Origin of the sequence: Burkholderia orbicola, assembly GCF_900100915.1 — a bacterium.
Lineage (GTDB): Bacteria > Pseudomonadota > Gammaproteobacteria > Burkholderiales > Burkholderiaceae > Burkholderia > Burkholderia orbicola.
The window spans coordinates 37,525-52,929 of record NZ_FNKW01000001.1; the positions used below are offsets into that span (position 1 = coordinate 37,525).

Annotated in this window: 15 protein-coding genes; 3 read left to right on the forward strand and 12 right to left on the reverse strand. The window is 68.2% G+C overall.

Features of this window, described 5'->3' with window-relative positions; translation table 11 throughout:
* Positions 1-16: 16 nt before the first annotated feature.
* Positions 17-1,762 carry a cyclic peptide export ABC transporter gene (locus tag BLS50_RS00100; RefSeq protein WP_074799876.1) on the forward strand — a complete coding sequence of 582 codons (1,746 nt, stop codon included), beginning with the start codon at positions 17-19 and terminating at the stop codon, positions 1,760-1,762.
* Positions 1,763-1,945: 183 nt separating this feature from the next.
* Here the strand turns inward: BLS50_RS00100 and BLS50_RS00105 are convergent, their stop codons facing one another.
* From BLS50_RS00105 to BLS50_RS00135, 7 genes are all read right to left on the reverse strand, one after another.
* The gene (locus BLS50_RS00105) at positions 1,946-2,974 is read right to left on the reverse strand and encodes an ABC transporter substrate-binding protein (protein WP_074799879.1); all 1,029 of its coding nucleotides are present in this window, start codon (positions 2,972-2,974) and stop codon (positions 1,946-1,948) included.
* Positions 2,971-3,771 carry a siderophore-iron reductase FhuF gene (fhuF, locus tag BLS50_RS00110; protein ID WP_074799882.1) on the reverse strand — a complete coding sequence of 267 codons (801 nt, stop codon included), beginning with the start codon at positions 3,769-3,771 and terminating at the stop codon, positions 2,971-2,973. Before fhuF ends, BLS50_RS00105 begins: the two co-directional genes overlap by 4 nt.
* On the reverse strand, positions 3,768-5,858 hold the full coding sequence (gene fhuB / locus BLS50_RS00115) for a Fe(3+)-hydroxamate ABC transporter permease FhuB (RefSeq protein ID WP_074799884.1): 2,091 nt from the start codon (positions 5,856-5,858) through the stop codon (positions 3,768-3,770). The genes fhuF and fhuB overlap by 4 nt, the downstream gene beginning before the upstream one ends.
* Positions 5,855-6,703 carry an ABC transporter ATP-binding protein gene (locus BLS50_RS00120; protein ID WP_027807407.1) on the reverse strand — a complete coding sequence of 283 codons (849 nt, stop codon included), beginning with the start codon at positions 6,701-6,703 and terminating at the stop codon, positions 5,855-5,857. Before BLS50_RS00120 ends, fhuB begins: the two co-directional genes overlap by 4 nt.
* A complete protein-coding gene (locus BLS50_RS00125; RefSeq protein WP_054927803.1) occupies positions 6,703-7,710 on the reverse strand; it encodes a TauD/TfdA family dioxygenase in 1,008 nt (335 codons plus the stop codon). Before BLS50_RS00125 ends, BLS50_RS00120 begins: the two co-directional genes overlap by 1 nt.
* Positions 7,711-7,755: 45 nt before the next feature.
* Complete coding sequence (locus tag BLS50_RS00130) at positions 7,756-7,998, reverse strand: MbtH family protein (RefSeq protein ID WP_074799887.1); 243 nt, start codon at positions 7,996-7,998, stop codon at positions 7,756-7,758.
* A gap of 85 nt (positions 7,999-8,083) precedes the next feature.
* Positions 8,084-8,752, reverse strand: coding sequence for an RNA polymerase factor sigma-70 (locus BLS50_RS00135; protein WP_006476053.1), 669 nt, complete (start codon positions 8,750-8,752; stop codon positions 8,084-8,086).
* A gap of 293 nt (positions 8,753-9,045) precedes the next feature.
* Between BLS50_RS00135 and BLS50_RS00140 the strand changes: the two genes are divergently transcribed.
* Both BLS50_RS00140 and BLS50_RS35805 read left to right on the forward strand, forming a co-directional pair.
* Complete coding sequence (locus BLS50_RS00140) at positions 9,046-9,297, forward strand: hypothetical protein (protein ID WP_074799890.1); 252 nt, start codon at positions 9,046-9,048, stop codon at positions 9,295-9,297.
* 48 nt (positions 9,298-9,345) lie between these two features.
* Complete coding sequence (locus BLS50_RS35805) at positions 9,346-9,483, forward strand: HHHH-motif protein (protein ID WP_011545368.1); 138 nt, start codon at positions 9,346-9,348, stop codon at positions 9,481-9,483.
* Between the two features lie 224 nt (positions 9,484-9,707).
* Here the strand turns inward: BLS50_RS35805 and BLS50_RS00145 are convergent, their stop codons facing one another.
* The 5 genes from BLS50_RS00145 to BLS50_RS00165 form a co-directional block, all read right to left on the reverse strand.
* Positions 9,708-10,733 carry a fimbrial protein gene (locus BLS50_RS00145; protein ID WP_074799893.1) on the reverse strand — a complete coding sequence of 342 codons (1,026 nt, stop codon included), beginning with the start codon at positions 10,731-10,733 and terminating at the stop codon, positions 9,708-9,710.
* The gene (locus tag BLS50_RS00150) at positions 10,730-11,476 is read right to left on the reverse strand and encodes a fimbrial biogenesis chaperone (RefSeq protein ID WP_074802731.1); all 747 of its coding nucleotides are present in this window, start codon (positions 11,474-11,476) and stop codon (positions 10,730-10,732) included. The genes BLS50_RS00145 and BLS50_RS00150 overlap by 4 nt, the downstream gene beginning before the upstream one ends.
* 16 nt (positions 11,477-11,492) lie before the next feature.
* On the reverse strand, positions 11,493-13,979 hold the full coding sequence (locus BLS50_RS00155) for a fimbria/pilus outer membrane usher protein (RefSeq protein ID WP_459543568.1): 2,487 nt from the start codon (positions 13,977-13,979) through the stop codon (positions 11,493-11,495).
* 89 nt (positions 13,980-14,068) lie between these two features.
* Positions 14,069-14,581 (reverse strand): fimbrial protein, encoded by a 513-nt coding sequence (locus BLS50_RS00160; RefSeq protein WP_011545365.1) that lies wholly within the window; start codon positions 14,579-14,581, stop codon positions 14,069-14,071.
* A 514-nt stretch (positions 14,582-15,095) separates the two neighbouring features.
* Positions 15,096-15,347 carry a hypothetical protein gene (locus BLS50_RS00165; protein ID WP_249191830.1) on the reverse strand — a complete coding sequence of 84 codons (252 nt, stop codon included), beginning with the start codon at positions 15,345-15,347 and terminating at the stop codon, positions 15,096-15,098.
* Positions 15,348-15,405 lie beyond the last annotated feature (58 nt).

Consider the following 15,405-nt stretch of genomic DNA (forward strand, 5'->3'; position numbering starts at 1 on the left):
TTTACCGACGTTGCCGATGACAGCCGCCCACGAGCCTTCTTCCCCGCCGTCCCTCGACGCTTCCCCCGGCCGCCCCGCGGCGCGCCTGATCCTTGCGCTGCTGCGCGAAAGCCGCGTGTCGCTCACGCTGGCGCTCACCGCGTGCGTGCTGAACGGCGTCGCGAGCGTGCTGCTCGTCGCGACGCTGAACCGCGCGCTGTCGCAACCGGGCGCCGCCGACGCGGCGCTCGCGTGGCGCTTCGCCCTGTGCGCGGTGATCGCGCTCGTCACGCGGATCGTGTCGGGCACGCTGTTCGCCCGCCTGTCGCAGGACACGATGGCGCGCTTGCGCGTGCATCTGGCGCGGCGCGTCGGCGCGGCCGAGCTGCGCGACATCGAGCGGATCGGCGCGGCGCCCGTGCAGTCGGTGCTGACCGACGACGCGACCAACGTGTCGATGCTGTTCTTCGCGCTGCCGAACCTGGTCATGCACGGCTCGATCGTGTTCGGCTGCCTCGGCTATCTGGCGTGGCTGTCGTGGCCCGTGTGCCTGCTGGCGCTGGCCGCGATCATCGCCGGCTCGCTCGGCTATCACACCGGCGATCGCCGCGCGATCGCGGCGCTCGAAGCCGCCGGCCAGGCGCAGGACCGCCTGTTCGGCTATCTCGGCTCGCTGTTCTCCGGCGCGAAGGAGCTGAAGCTGCACGATGCGCGCGCCCGCCAGTTCGTCGACGGCCAGCTCGGCGCCGCGATCGGCGAAGTGCGCGACCACCGCCGCCGCGCGTTCAGCGCGTACGCGGTCGGGGTCGGCTGGATCATCTTCCTGTTCTACGTGTTCCTCGGCGTCGCATCGTTCTGGCCGCAGCTCGGCGTGCATGCCGATCCGGCCACGGCGGCCGGCTACGTCGTCGTGTTCCTGTTCATGCTCGTGCCGCTCGACGGCCTGCTGAACAACCTGCCGACCGTCAACGCGGCGCGCGTGTCGCTCGGGCGGATCGAAGGCGTGATGGCCGAGTTCGGCGCGCTGCGCACGGTGCCGCCCGCGGCCGATGCGCCCGACGTGCCGCCGGCCGGCGCCGTCACGCTGCGCGGCGTCACGCACGCGTATTTCCACGAACGCGACGAACGGATGTTCAGCATCGGGCCGATCGACCTGACGATCAAGCCGGGCGAGCTCGTGTTCATCGTTGGCGGCAACGGCAGCGGCAAGACCACGCTCGCGAAGGTGCTGACCGGGTTGTACGAGCCCGAGCAAGGCACGATCGAGGTCGACGGCCGCACGATCGGATGGCGCGAGCGCGCGGCCTACCGGCAGCGCTTCAGCGCGGTGTTCAACGATTTCCACCTGTTCGATGCGCTGCTCGGCATCGTCGACCCCGACGATCCGTCGCGTGCGCAGGCCGATGCGCGGGCGAACGCGCTCGTCGCGAAACTCGCGCTCGATCACAAGGTGAAGGTGGTCGACGGCGCGTTCTCGACGCGCGCGCTGTCGACCGGGCAGCGCAAGCGGCTCGCGCTCGTCGTCGCGTACCTGGAAGATCGCCCGGTCTACCTGTTCGACGAATGGGCGGCCGACCAGGACCCGTCGTTCAAGGCCGTGTTCTACGAGCAACTGCTGCCGGAGCTGCGCGCGCGCGGCAAGGCCGTGATCGTGATCACGCACGACGACCGCTACTTCGATCTCGCCGATCGTCTGCTGAAGCTCGACAACGGGCGCATCGTCAGCGACACGCAACCGGCACGCCTGCGTGCACAGGATGGCGTCGATGCGCTGAGCGCGTAACCCGACAGTTGCTCAAAAAAATCGCCGGCACGCTGCATGGGCAGTGTGCCGGCGATTGTCGTTTCAGCGGGGAATGTGGCTGACGTGTGGCGAAAAGGAAAGGCGGAAGCCACGCGTCGTCGGGCCGATCACGACGCCCTGCCCGTCAACGCGGCATCGCCTGCTGCTCGAAGCACGCCGCGCTCAACGCACGGCCGGCAGCTTCAACATCGTGTCGGTCATCACGTCGGCCAGCTTCAGCGCCGACATCGGCCCGCCGAACCCCCAGATGTTGCGCTCGATCAGCGCGATCCGGTGTTCCTTCAGCGCGGGCACGAAGCGCCACACCGGCGAATCGAGTTTCGCCGACAACGGCACGTCCATCCCCGACGCGGTCACGAACAGCACGGCGAGGTCGCGCTGCCGCAGCAGATCGGCCGACGTCACGTACAGCGTGCCTTCCCGCGTCGGCTTCTTCGGCCACGGCTCGAGCCCGAGCGCCCGCGCGAGGCCCGCCGACGTGCTGTTGCCCGTATAGGCCCAGTAACGATCGGGCAAGCCGAGATCCTGCAGCAGCGCGATGCGCTCGCCGTGGCGGCCCGCGGCCGCGAGCCTCGCCGCATTGCGGGCGATGCCGGCGTCGAGTTGTGCTTCGACCGCCTGCGCGCGCGCGTCGCGCCCCGTCACCGCGCCGATCGTCCGGAAAATCTGCCGCATCCAGTCGAGCTGCGTGACCGGCACGCCGTCTTCCGACACGTTCGGGCTGAACTGAAACAGGATCGTCGGCGCGATCCGGTCGAGCGCGTCGAAGATCGGCGCATGCCGGAAACCGACGCCGATGATGAGATCCGGCTTGACCGCCGCGATCGCCTCGAGCCCCGGCTCCTGCCGCGAGCCGATGTCAGTCACGTGCGCGAGCTGCTCGCTCCGGTAGCCGAGCCAGCCCGGGTAGAACGCCGTATCGGCCATCCCGACCGGCACGAGGTCGAGCGCGATCACGCTTTCCGCGAACATGAAGTCGAGCGCGACCACGCGCTGCGGCCGCACGGGCATCTTCGCGCTGGCCTGCGACACGACAGGGTTGCCGGCCAGCGACACGGTGCCCTGTGCACCGCGGGCATCCCCGGCCGCGGCCACGGAACCGGCAGCCGATGCGGAAAACGCGCCGCAGCACGCGGCGCCAAGCGCTGCCGCGAGTGCACCAAGCACGTGCCGGCGGCCGGCGTGCGTCACCGGATCGCGTCCTGCTCGGCCAGCGCCTCGTCGTCCATCGTCAGTAGCAGGGGGCAGCTTCCACACAGTTGCGTTTCTCCAGGAATTTCGTAGCGCAGGCAGCACACGCGGCGCGCGCGAAACGGCGTCGGCAGCAGCGGCGAGCGCGGCACGGCATCGCGCACGGGCTGGCGCAGCGGATTCGATTCGCCGCGCACGCAGGTCGAACCGAACAGCCAGTCCGCATCGCGGACGGGATCGGCCGCGCACGGCAGCGAACGATACGTATCGAGCAGATAGTCGAGCAGGTTGCCCGCGTTGCTCCACAGCACGCGCGGCGTGACGCGGCCCATCGCCGCGAGCAGGTCGATCACCGCGCCGAGATGCGCGATGAGCCCCGCATAGCGCGGCTCAGGATCGTCGCACGGCGCGCCGAGCGCGTCGCTCGCGAAATACAGCGCGGCCGGCATCCCGTCGTCGAGCGCGACGAACGTGCGCTCGGGCGTCATGTCGAGCGGCCGGCCGAGCGTCAGCGCGGCGACGACCCCGGCCGGCGCCGCGCGGCCGAAATAATATTTGCTCCATTGCGACATCAGCGCGCGCGCATGCTGTGCCGGATCGCCGCCGTAATGGTCGACCATCGCGCCGAGCACGGCGTCACGATGTGCGGGCAACGCGCTGACGGGTACGACGACTCGGCCCGGCGCGTGCGCATCGTCGGGCATGCCGAGCCAGACGACGTCGAGGTGCTCGGCGAACGGTTCCGGCGCGAACGCCGAAAAGCGCGTGGCGCGCGCGCCGTCGAGCGCCGGCGTCATCGCCCCGCGCGCCGGGCGCGGCGCCCCTCGAGAATCAGCAGACCGAGCAGGTACGGCGCGCCGATCAGCGCGGTCAGCACGCCGGCCGGCACTTCGCGCGGCGCGACGACGGTGCGCGCCGCGAGATCCGCAAACCCGAGGATCAGCGCGCCGCACGCCGCCGCGAGCCACAGCCGCGTGCGATGCCGGCGCGCGCCGAGCATCGTCGCGACGTGCGGCGCCATCAGCCCGATGAAGCCGACCGGCCCGACCGCCGCGACGGCCGTGCACGCGGCGAGCGTCGCGATCGTCAGCGCGAGTGGCCGCAGCGCGGCCACCGGCAGGCCGAGCGCGGCCGCCTGGTCGTCGCCGAGCGCGAGCATGTCGAGCGGTTTCGCGAGCCACGCGAACACCGGCACCGCGAGCACGCACCACGGCAGCAGCATCGACACCTCGCCCCAGCTGCGGCCATACGTGCCGCCGACGAGCCACACAACGAAGCGCGCGGGCTGCACGCTTTCCTGCGTGATCAGCCATTGCGCGAGCGTGGTCCACAACGCGCCGATCACGATGCCGGTCAGCGCGACCGCGAGCGGCGCGTAGCGATGCCGGTGATTCAGCGCGAGCGTGATCGCGAGCGACAGCCCGCCGCCGATCAGCGCCGCCGCCGCAAGCGTCACATGACCCATCAGCGGCCACGTCGACAACGCGAACAGCGTGACGAGCCCCGCACCCTGCGTGACGCCGAGCACTTCGGGGCCCGCGAGCGGATTGCGCACGACGCTCTGCATCGCGACGCCGCTGACGGCCAGCAACGCGCCGGCGAGCAACGCGCACAGCAGGCGCGGCATGCGCAGGTCGATCAGCATGCGCGCGAGCGGATCGTGACCGGACAGCGCGGCCGACCAGCGCGCGGGCGACAGCCACTCGGGGCCGGCGGACACGCCGACGAAAACCACCAGCCCGCCCGCCACGACGAACAGCACGGTGCGCAGTGGCCAGCCGAGCCGTTCGAGCCAGCCAACGAGCCGCGTCGAGCCGCCGCCCGCCGCGCGTTCGGCATCCGCATGCAGCACGCCCGACCACGCGGCGCCGCGCCGGATCATCGCGAGCATCAGCGGCGTGCCGACCAGCGCGATCGCGACGCCGGTCGACAACGTCGCGTCGAGGCCCGACGCGAGCACCGCGCTGTCGGTGACGAGCACGAGCGCACCGCCGGCGAGCGCCGACAGCGGCACCAGCACGCCGAGCCGCGCCGCACGCGCGCCACGCAGCTGGCGCAGCAGGTTCGGCGCGACGAGGCCGACGTACGACAGCGGGCCCGCGATGCTGACGGCCACGCTCGTGAACGCGACCGCGACGATCGTCGCCGCGAGCCGCGTTGCATCGACGCGCACGCCGGCCGCGGCCGCCGCATCGTCGCCGAGCGTGAGCGGATTCAGCGGCCGGATCACGAACGGCAGCGCGACCAGCGGCACGACGAGCCAGCGCGCGGCGAGCGCGAGGCCCGTCGCGCCTGGCTGGTACAGGCTGCCGTTGGTCCACAACGCGGCGCCCGCGATGTTCTGCTCGAAGAACGCGAGCACCAGTGTCGACAGCGCGGCGAACAGCAGCATGCATACGCTGCCCGCGAGCACGAGCCGCAACGGCGTCGCGCGCCAGCCGCCCGCCGCGACGATCGCGCACGCGGCCGCGACGAGCCCGCACACGAACAGCAGCGGCACCGTGGCGACGCCCGCCAGCGCCGGCACCAGCATCGCCGCGAGCAGGCCGAGCTGGGCACCGCCCGTCACGCCGAGCAGGTCGGGCGACGCGAGCGGATTGCGCGTGAGCGACTGGAACAGCGCGCCGGCGATGCCGAGGCAGCCGCCCGCGACGAGCGCGGCCGCCACGCGCGGCAGATTGAGGTCGAACAGGAACACGTGCGCGAGCGACGCGGCATCGCTGCCGGGCGCCGCGTCCCACCACACGCGCAGATCGGGAGCGATCCGCAGCGCCGCGAGCAGCGCGATCAACGCGACGAGGCCGAACGCGATCGCGCCGGCCCGGCCTGTCGTCGCGCCCTTGCCCGCCGCCGCGAGGCGCTTGCGCATCGCGAACGTCGTCATACGGCGAGATCCCGGTCGAACACGCCAGCCGCCTGCGGCGCGCCGTCGGTCGACGGCCCGTAGGCCGGCACGCACATCGGCGCGCCCGTCTGCGGATGCGCGAGCTTCAGCATCTCGACGCCGAATGCCGCGCGCAGCCGCGCCGGGTCGAGCATCGCGTCGGGCGTGCCCTGCGCGACGAGGCGGCCCGCGCGCATCAGCACGATCTCGTCGCTGTACGCGGCCGCCTGGTTCAGGTCGTGCAGCACCCACACGATCGTCAGCCCGCGCGCGCGGTTCAGCGCACGCAGCGCATCGAGGATGTCGAGCTGGTGATGAATGTCGAGATAGGTCGTCGGTTCGTCGAGCAGCACGATCGGCGCCTGCTGCGCGAGCGCCATCGCGATCCACGCGCGCTGGCGTTCGCCGCCCGACAGCGCACCGACGTCGCGCTCGGCGTCGCCCGCGAGACCGCTCGTGTCGAGCGCCTCGTCGATCGCCGCCTGATCGGCGCGCGACAGGCCGCGCAGGAAGCCGCCGTACGCATAGCGCCCGTACGCGACGAGCTCGCGCACGGTGAGGCCCGACGGAATCTGGTTGAACTGCGCGAGCATCGTCAGCTCGCGCGCGAGCGCGCGACGGCGAAACGACGCGAGCGGCTGGCCGTTCACTTCGACGTGGCCGGCACGCGCGGGCTGCAGGCCCGCGAGCGTGCGCAGCAGCGTGCTCTTGCCGCAGCCGTTCGGTCCGCACAGCGCGGTTACGCGGCCGGCCGCGATCGACAGGTCCAGCCCGTCGATCACGACATGGTCGCGATATCCCACCGACAGCCCGCGCGCGGCAAGCGCGGCGGTACTACGCGTCATCAATCCTCCGTTCGGTCGCGCGGGACCGTGTAACTCTGCGCCATCGCGACGACGACCTTGCGCGGCCCCTCGAACGGGTCGCGGGCATGCGCGGTCAGCATGTTGTCGAGCATCAGCACGTCGCCGGTGCGCCACGGGAACACGATGCGCTGCTGGTCGAGCACGCCGCGGATCTGCGCGAGCGCATCGGCCTCCAGCGGCTCGCCATCGCCGTAATACACGTTGCGCGGCACGTTCTCGAGCCCGACCGCGTCGACGAGCGCTTCCTGCATGTCGTCGTCGAGCGCCGACAGGTGAAACAGGTTCGCCTGGTTGAACCACACGCGCTCGCCGGTGCGCGGATGACGCGCGACGGCCTGGCAGCGTTCGCGCGTGCGCAGCAGCAACTCGCCGTCGTCGTCGGTGCGCCACGCGCATTCGATGCCGCGCGCCGCGCACATCCGCTCGACCTCGGCCGGCTCGTCGGTGCCGAACGACTGCTGCCACGGCAGATCGAGCCCCTGCCCGAAATTGCGCACGTACAGCAGCTCGCGCTTCTCGAAGCGCGCGACGAGCGCCGGATCGAGCGCGCGATACACGGCACGGCTGTCCGCGATCGGCGTCGCCCCGCCCTTCGGCGCGGCCAGCGCGCAGTGGAACCAGATCCGCAGCGGCCATTCGCGCGTGTACGACTGCTCGTTGTGCAGCGGAATCGCGCGGTGCGGCGGGTATTCGGTCGACGTGTAGACCGCGCCTTCGACCTGGCTGCGCGGCGTCGACGCGTATTCATAGCCGATCAGCGGATCGCCGAACGAGGCCGCGAATTGCTGGAACGCGTCGATCGACGGCACGTGAAAGCCCGTGAACAGCACGCCGCCCGCCCGTTCGAGCGTGTCGGCCGCGATCTCGCGCGCCAGCGGCGCGACGTCGTCGATCGACATCCCGTCGCTGCCGCGCGGCGACACGACGGTGGGCAGCCCCGGCTCGATACGCAGGTCGTCGAGCGTCGGCAACGAAAGCAGGGTCATGCAACGTCCTCTTCAGGTGGTGCGCCGCACACGCGGCGCAACGGGTCACGACGCGCGCGTCGCGCGCTCGCCGTCCATCGCGCGGCGCAGGCTCGCGGGGCGCATGTCGGTCCAGACGGTCTCGATGTGCGCGAGACAGTCGGCCTTCGGGCCGCTCACGCCGACCTCGCGCCAACCGGCCGGCACGGGCCGGAACGTCGGCCAGATCGAATACTGTTCTTCGTCGTTGATGATGACCGTATAGACGAGATCGTCGGTGTCGGCGGAAGGCGTCGGGGCTTGCGTCATGATCGGAAATCGCTGGGCGGTTGAAGGAGGCGAAGCGGCGAATTCGGCCGCTCCTGTCTGATAGACGGTTGGCCGGCGCGTTTTTTTACCGCCGCCGCGCACGGCCGCCCAGGAACACCGGGCACGCGACGCCGCGATGGCAAGCATCGAGGCATTCCGCGCAGTGGCGCTCCGCGTCGCGCACCATGAAATGCACGAGCGTCTGCGAGACGTTCAGCGCGCGCGCCGCGGTCTGCAGCGTTTCCTCGCGCAGCCGCACCATCTCGAACGCCGCCCGGCTGCGCGCCGGCAGGTCGTCGAGCGCGGCCCACACGCGCCGCAGCGTATCGCGCGTCATCAGCGCGGCTTCCGGCGTCGGCTCGGGCGACGGCACGTCGAAGCCGTCGTCCTCTTCCGTGTGATAGACGTTTTCGAGGCTTTGCCGGCGGCACGCGTCGATCGACGCATTGCGCACCATCCGCGTCACGTACGCGACCGGCTGGCGCACCGCGTCCTGGTTCGGGAATTCGACGAGCTTCACGAATACGTCGTGCACGACGTCTTCCGCACGGCTCGCGCAGCCGACGAAGCCGCGCGCGACGTTGACCAGCATCGCGCGATGCGAGATCAGCACGTCGAGCAGCGCGCCCTGCGCAGCGGGCTGGGACGCCCGGCGCGCACGCGGCGCGGCGCGCGGCGGCAGGTCCGGATAACTGCCGAGAAACGGGTTTGCCGCTGCCGCCGCCGGTCGGTCGAGCACTTCCGCCATGGCCATCGATCTGCTCCGTCAAATTCCGAGATAGCGCAATTTAACGTAAACGCAAATCATTCTCAATCCGATTACAGGATGCCCCTTTCGGTTGTCGGGATTTGTCTGAACAATTGCCGGAATCGTTGCCGGGGCGGACGCGTACGCGTCTGCGCGGCGCAGACGGCTTGCACTTCGCCGACGCATGCTTTCGCGTTTCTGACGACGGGCTTGCACGTGTCATCGGCGGTAGCAACTTCTTACCACGTGAAATTTGGGGGGCTCGTACGATCGACTTGCCGTTTCCAAGGGAGAACAACATGAAATCCATCGTGTTATCCGCCGTCATGGCGGGCGCGCTGTCGAGCGTGATGCTCACCGGCTGCGTCGCCTACCCTGGCCCGGCCGAAGTCACGATCGGCTGGCATGGCGATCGTTACTGGGACGGAAATCGCTACTGGGAGCGCCGCGACTGGGAAGCCCGGCATGCCGGCCCGCGTGACGATCGCCGCGAGGATCATCGGAACGACTACCGTGACGACCGCCGCGACGAACCCCGGCCGCAGTGGTGATGCCCCGCTGCGCTCACATCATCCATCACTCGACGACAGGACCTCGACATGAAGACGCTACTGAAAACCCTCACCGCCGCCGCCGTGGCCGCTGCCGTGCTCGTGCCGGCCATCGCCGAAGCGCATCCGCACCGCGTGTGTCACTTCGAGCATCACCATCACCGGGTGTGCCACTGGGTGCGTTGAGCATCGCGCGGCAGACGCGGGAAAGCGCCGGCACGCCGGCGCTTTTTTCGTTTTGGCGGCTCGAATTGCGCGGGTGCCGCCGTATCGGGATTCACACGCACGGCGTCGCGAGCGTCAGGCCGGTGCCAGTCGAAGCCAATCCTGCTTTCGCGAACACGCCGCGCCATCCGTTCCCCGCATGGCGGGCCACGCGGATGGATGTGGCCCGGGCATCGCCCTCGATATCAATAGATGAACAACCGGATCGTCGCCGTCGCGTCGAACCGGCCGATCTTCGGCGGCCCGAACGACTTCAGCACCGCGTCCATCAATACGCTCTGGTTCATGACGTTGGACGGGAACTGCGCGAGGTTGAACTGTTCGTTGAACGGAATCGCCTTGCCCTGGCTGTCCTCGATGCCGATACCGAAATTGCTGTCCTTCGCGGGAACCAGCAAGCCGTTCTGAACCGGGTAGCTCGTTTCGAAGTACCCGTCCACCCGCACCGCGACGTTGCACTTCTTGGTCAGCGACAGCGAAAAACGCTTGCGCGGCACCGCCGGCAGGAAGCCGTTGCCGACCGCCTGCACCTGCCCGAAATTGACGATGCCCGGTTCGGGCGTCACGAGCACGTCGACGAAGCATGGCGTCGGCTTGAGGTTGCGCAGGCCGCTCAGGCGGTACTGGAAGCTCGTGCCGAACGCATTCAGCCCGAACTCGCCGTCGAACTGGAACACCGTATAGATATCGCTCGGCGGCTGGACCCAGTTGCCTCTTTTGCGCACGACGACCTGATAGTCGATGCTGATGCTCGTCCGCTGGCAACGCCCGCGGTCGAAGTCGTACCTGCTGCACGGCGGCACCGAATACCCGGTAAACACCCCGCCGCCGCGATTGCTGGTCTTGTCGAAATAATCGACGCCCTTGTAGCGGATGCCGATCTCGAGCCCCCATGCGGCAGGGTCCGTGCGATTCGGATTCGCGTAGAAGTAAATGTTGTCGACGACCTTCAGGCTGCCGGCGTCACCCAGATCCTTGTAGCAATACCCCGACGTCGTGCGTACCGGCGACACCCAGATCACGTAGCCGTCCGGCGCATCGGTCGGATACGACGCCACGCCGCCGATCGGTTCGGTCAACGAGGTCGCGCCGCTATTGGTCAGGCAGCGCAGCGCCCATGCGGGCTGAACCGCCGCGAGCAGCACCGCCAGGACGACCCAGCGCAACCACGCCGGGAGCGGTACGTTGCGTTGTCTCGCGGCCCCGCTCATTTCTTCACGCTCTTGCACGCACCGGCCTCGCACGCATACTCGACCGCCACCTGGCCGCCGTAGTCGTCGATGTGCGTGACGAACAGCGTCGACGGCGTCGCGGCCTTGAACGGCACGTCGGCCGTGCTCATCGGGCTCACCATGACCGGCTCGATCGGCACCGGCGTCTTCTGCGCGCCCGACGTCACGTCGACCACCGTCACGTGATAAGGCGTCGGATTGTCGAACACCAGCTTGTGCGCGGCCGCATCCACCCGCAGCGTCATCGGCAGCGTCCAGTCCTCGTCGCGCGCGGGCTGCACGGCCTTCGGCCGGTAGAACAGCTTCATCTGCGTGTGCAGCGCGATCTGCAGCGTGTTCGGCGTGTCGGTCTTCGGCGGCACTTCGCGGATGTTCAGGTAGAACACCGTTTCGCGATCGGCTGGCAGTTGCGTACCGGGCAGCTTCGCGATCCGCAGCACGTTGCGCTCGTTCGCCTCGACCCGCTGCAGCGGCGGCACGACCATCAGCGGCGACGTGATCTTGTTGCCGTTCGCATCTTCGAGCCACGACTGCACGAGATACGGATACGTCGTGCTCTTGTTGGTGATCGTCACGATCGCGGCCTGTTCGCCTTCGTTGAAGATCACGCGCGTGCGATCGGGCACGATCGCCGCATGGGCGGCGCCGGCAAGCAGCGCGCCGACGGTCGCGAACGCGCACAGCGCGCGCCGCGGGAAGGAAAGGCAAAAGGAATGCTTCATCGCTGGGTCCGTGAAATCATCGTTCGCCCCGCGCGGCCGCTGCATGCGACTCGCCGGGCGGCTGGCACGTCACCGGGATCGGCGTGCCTTCGAGTTGAAGCTGGTTCGGCAGTGCGTCGACCGTGCAGAGCGTCCGTTCGCCCGCCCGCACCGCCAGCGTGGATTTCGGCTGAACCTGGGTCAGGAACGCCGCACCGCCCTCGCCGACGATGCCGAGTTCCTTGCCGTTCGCCGCGTCCTGCACCGACGCGCCGAACGGCAGCGGCTTGCCGGCCGCGTCGGTCAGCGTCAGGTACAGGTTGCTGCCGCGCGCGGCGGAGAACTTCACGAAACCGATCGCGCCGTCGGTCAGCACCATGCGCTGGATCGGGTTCGTCACCTGCACTTCGAGCGGCAGCTTCTCGACGTTGACGGTCGCGTCGTACACGTTGTACGGCGAGATGCCGTCGAGCACCGCGTAGCCGCGCGAATCGGTATGCGTGAGCGTGCCGGACAGCGGCACGTCGGGCACGCCGTCGGTCGACACCAGCAGCCGCGTATCGCCCGCATTGCCGTTCGCGTGCGCGGACACGCCGTACTGCGTCGCGACGAACGAGCCGTCGACTTCGAGCGACGCGGCCGCATACGCATTGGCGAGCGTCGACGCCTGCGCGTTGAGCTGGTACGCCGACGTGCGCTGGCGGAAGCTCGCGTTCGCCGACGCGCGGCCGTCGGTCGCGCCCGCGTTGACCTGGTAGGTGCGGCCGGCCGAATCGTCGTAGATGTAACCTGCGTTCGCGCTGGTGCTGCCGCTGCCCGTCGTCAGGTTCGACGTGACGGTGTGACGGCCGCCGATCGGCAGCGTCGCGGTGACCGAGAACTGGTTGCCGCTCGCGCCCGCGCTCTGCGTTCGGAATGCCGACACGCTCACGTTCAGGTTGCGCAGCGTGCCGATCGAGAACGCACGCGTGAGTGTCAGGCCGACCCGCTGCTCGGACGAACGCGCCCAGTAGGTCGTCTGGTCGTACGAGAAATAGGTCGACGTGTCGCCGAAGCGCTTCGACATCGTCGCCGAATAGCGCTGCTTGCTGTTGGCGAGGCCGTATGACGTCGGGTCGCCGGAGAATTGCGCGAAGTTGGTGTACTCGCGCTCGGAGAAGCGGTAGCCGAAGAAGCGCACGTCGGCGTCGAGCCCGTCGAAGTGCTTCGAATAGTTGATGCGGTACGAGTTGCCGTTGCGTGTCGCGCCGCTCCACCACAGCTTCGCCCGCGCGTGCGTGACGTCGGCCGACACCGCGCCGAACGCGCCGAAATCGCGGCCGACGCCGAGCGCGACCGACGTGTAGCCCGACGCGGCGATGAAGCCGCCATAGGCGGTGATGTCGAACGGCAGGCCGTACGCGATTTCGCCGAAGCCGAAGAACGGCGTGATGCCGCCGCCACCGAACAGGCGCGGCTTGCCGACCGCCGCCTTGTAGCGCAACTGGCCGGTACGCGCGAGGAACGGCACGGCGGCCGTCGTCACCTGGAAGCGCTGCACGCTGCCGTCTTCTTCCTCGACCGCCACGTCGAGCGTGCCCTGCACGCTCGTGTTGATGTTCTGCAGCGCGAACGCGCCCGGCGACACGCGCGTCACGTACAGCACGCGGCCGGCCTGCGACACGGTCACGGTCGCGTTGGTGCGCGCGACGCCCGAGATCAGCGGCGCATAGCCGCGCAGCGACGGCGGCAGCATGCGGTCATCGCTGCGGATCGACGCGCCCGTCAGCGCGAACGTGTCGAAGATGTCGGAGGTCAGGTAGTCGTCGCCGAACGTCACCGTCGACTGGATCGACGGCAGCGCGCGAAACGCATAAAGCCGGCTGAAGCGGAACGTGCGATCCGCGTACGCCGTATTGCCCACGTTCGATTGCGCCTGGTAGTCGCCGCGAAAGCGCCACGCATCCCAGTTCGCGCCGATCGTCCCGTAGGCCTGGATCGAATTCGTCTGCCCGCCGCCCGCCCCGAAGTTGCGGTTCGTGTTCGCGATCACGCGATAGTCGAGCATCGCGCCCGGAATGCCTTCGGACCAGCGCGACGGCGGCAGGTAGGTCGAATCGGTGAACTCGAGCGCGGCCTGCGGAATCGTGATCTTGAGCCGCCCGTCGCTTTTCAGGTAACGCACGGTCGCGCCCTCGATCGCGCCGAGATCGACGCACCGCCCGCCCTGGAAGCGCGGCAGGTCCTTCGCGAGCGACGGCTTCAGCCCGAACTGCGCGACGAGCTCCGGCCGCAGGCACGGCTTGCCCGCGCCCGATGCATCGAGCGCGATGAATTCGATCGCTTGCAGCCCGTAGAACAGGTCGTTGACCTGCACGTCGAGCATGTACTCGCCGGGCAACGTGAAGTCCGGCTGCGAGAACTGCGACAGATCGACGTTGCTCGTTCCGTCGATGTCGAGGAACGACGAATTGAATTCCGTCGCCTGGCTCTGGCTGCCGACGACCAGCACGGAGACGCAAAGGAAGGAATGTCTGATTCGCACGCGGCGCTACCGGGAGTCCAGGGAGAAGGAAAACGGGAGGAAAGAGGCAGGAGGAAGGGATGCACGCATCCCTCCTCCGGTACGGACGCTTACTGGTAGCGGACCGTGAAGTTCGCGACGCCGTCGGCGGTACCCGGCGTCACGCCGGCTGCCGTCGCTTCGTACATCGCGGCGAAGCGCGCGGTGTTCGTGCCGTTCTGCAGCAGCGTCGGGGCCTTCTGCTCGGCGCCGTTGTCGAGGTATTCGCCCGACGCGGCTTGCAGGCGGATGCCGACGTTGGTGGCCGAACCGATCGTGGCGAGCAGCTTCGGCTGGCCGGCGCTCGACGTGCCCGTGAACGTGAAGTACGCGTTCTGCGCGATGCTGGTGTCGCAGTCGGTCAGCTTGATGTCGAACGACACCGGGTCCGACTTGTCGCCGGCTTGCTTGAACTTGTTGGTCGGCACCTTGCCGAGCTGCACGGTCTGGTTGACCGAGTTCGAGTCGATGCCGCATGCGCCCGCGACGATCTCGCCCGTGAAGTTGATCGTGCCGGTGCCCGCTGCGAAGGCCGAGGTGGACAGGGCCGCGAGTGCGACGGCGGACAGGATGGATTTTTTCATGACGTTTCCCGTAAGGAGTGCGATTGGAATGGACGACGTGGCGGACACAAACGGCAGCGCATGGTGGCTCCCGTCCGACACGAGGCGGCATTATCGAGATAACCGTGAAAGATTTCTGTAAATCATTGTCAAATGGTTCTGACAATGTTCGATTCAGCCCTCTAAAACCTCATTCCTTCCTTTTAATTTTCAATCGCGGAATTTTTATCCGCAGTCCTTTTTTATTTTCTGGAACCAATTGAAGATTAAGGGAATTTCTTGCCGATAATCGCAACCACCCCGCCCCCCCTTGTCGGCATTGACTTACGAAGGAACGTCGCTCAAAGGACAAAACATTGTCCAACGCCGCCATCGTTGTCCGATTACAACGTGGATATCGATTCATTTTCAACTGACAGGAAATGAACGACGCCATTCATTCGATACGGATTTATCGCGCAAACGATTGCGAAAAGCATACAAACGTTTTACCGCGACATTTTGCCGCCGTCATTAATTCCAATACATTGATTAATTAGATCGTCAATTGCAGATATGCAGACGCGGCATCTGGAACGTGGCTGACATGACGGATCGGGCGAGATGAAAAAGCGGAAGAGGTGCGGCACAGTTTGCGCCGACGTGCGGCACGATCGGTTTGCGGATGTGGATACGGGTGCGGCGAAAGCCACTCTTTCGCGGTGCTGCTGGATGGGAACGCGACGAGCAGATGCGCTGAACAGCGAAAGAAAGCGCCGATGACGATCGGCGGTACGGCGGGCAGCATGCCCTATCGAAGCGGCGGCCGCACGTTGAAGCGCGCGACCGCTGTCATGCCACCCGAC